A 1,584-nucleotide genomic window follows, 5' to 3' on the forward strand; every position below is an offset into this window, starting at 1 on the left:
CGTGACCACACCAGGTGGGGTCAGTCACCGCCACAAACGACCACAAAAGGGCTTGGTGCCGCCGCACACAGAACTGCTTCGGCGCAGCGGTGCGTCGACCGATCCGTCCGCCGAGACGACGCCCCAGCCCAGAGGTTCGCAGGCCCACCGCGCCACCATCACGGCACGTCCTTCGCCCGCAGCAGCAGCGCCAAGTCGTGTGCTCATGTACCAGCTGCGTCATGGTCGCCTCCTGCGGCCAATCGCGGGACGGGACCGCCCAGACTCAGACTCAACCCCACTCGTGGATCCATCCGCCCCAGACTCATCCAGAGTGGCGGGCTTCAGATCCTTAGCCGCTCCTTCACTGGTCTCATCACCAGTGCCGTCAGTGGCGACAGTGGTCGTGTCCGGCAACACCGTCGTCGGGTTGCGTTGCTCATTCACATCGACAGTGGTCGTTGTACTGCCGCTTGTCAGGGCGATGAGCTCTGCTTCGGTCTGCTCGGCCGGGATGCCGTAGCGGGCGTGGCTGGCGGCGTAGAGCAGGGCTGGGTCGCGCACCGCTGGCGGGGCAGGCCGAGTGGCCAGGGAGAACCAGCCCGAGCGGCGCCCGTGGTGCATCACGGTGGCGTAGGCCTGGTACTGAGCCAACAGCTGAAAGTCGGCTGCCTCCAGCTCCGGGGCCAGCCGAGCCGCTGCAGCCGCATCGGTCGCCGACAACGCGAAATACACCTTGGAGCGCGTGTTGCTCTCCACCGCCTGCATCATCTCGGTACTGAGCTGCCCGCGGTACTGGTGCGCCAGATGGAAGGCCGCGCCCAGCGACCGAGCCTGGGCCAGGGCGTCAGCCAGGCTGCCCGGCAACCCGGCCAGGAAGGCCTGGACCTCATCGATATACACGCTCACGATCTGCCGCCGCTCAGGCGGCTGGGCCTGGCGCGCCAGCAGGTGCTGCCACAGCTGAGAGACCAGCAGCGTCCCCAGCAAGCGGGCCACTCCGGCTCCGAGTAGGCCCTGGTTGAGGTTGACCACCACGATGCGTCGGCGCTCCAGCAGATCCGCCAGCCCAAAGCGGGGCTGGGCCTGTCCCAGCATCGCCCGCAGTCCTGGGCGCAGCATCAGCTGGCGCAGCTTGTTGAGCACCGGGGCGACCTCCACCGCCTGGGTCCGCACCGGCTTGGCCTCGTACCCCTGCCAGAAGACATCCGTGCCCAAAGGATCGGGTGGGGCCAGGGCCAGCACCCGGCGTCGGAAGGCCGGATTGGTCAGCAGCGGCACCAGCCACACCAGCGTCGCCTGCGGGATGCGCGCTAGCGTCAATAGCGCGGCGGAGAGGACATCGGCGGTGCGGATGCCCCAGCTGTCGCGAAACAGCTCGGCCAGCACCCCCAGCACCGCCTCCGCCGTCACCACCGCCAGCTCCGGCGGCCCGGCGAGCGGGTTGAACCCCACCGGGCAGGGATTGGTCGGATCCAGCACCACCACATCACCCGCCCGCTCCTGGGGCAGGCGTGCCAGAAAGTCCGTCGCCAAGTCCCCCTTGGGATCGAGCAGGAGCAGGCCCCGGCCCTCAGCCGCATCAGCCAGCGCCAACGACAGCAG

General features: G+C 68.8%; 1 protein-coding gene. It reads right to left on the minus strand.

Features of this window, described 5'->3' with window-relative positions; translation table 11 throughout:
• Nucleotides 1-219: 219 nt before the first annotated feature.
• Nucleotides 220-1,584, minus strand: a 1,365-nt coding sequence (locus tag HMPREF2883_RS10365) for a type IV secretory system conjugative DNA transfer family protein (RefSeq protein ID WP_070661964.1), incomplete at its 5' end; no start/stop codon positions are given.

The organism is Actinomyces sp. HMSC075C01 (assembly GCF_001812965.1).
Classification (GTDB): domain Bacteria; phylum Actinomycetota; class Actinomycetes; order Actinomycetales; family Actinomycetaceae; genus Actinomyces; species Actinomyces acetigenes.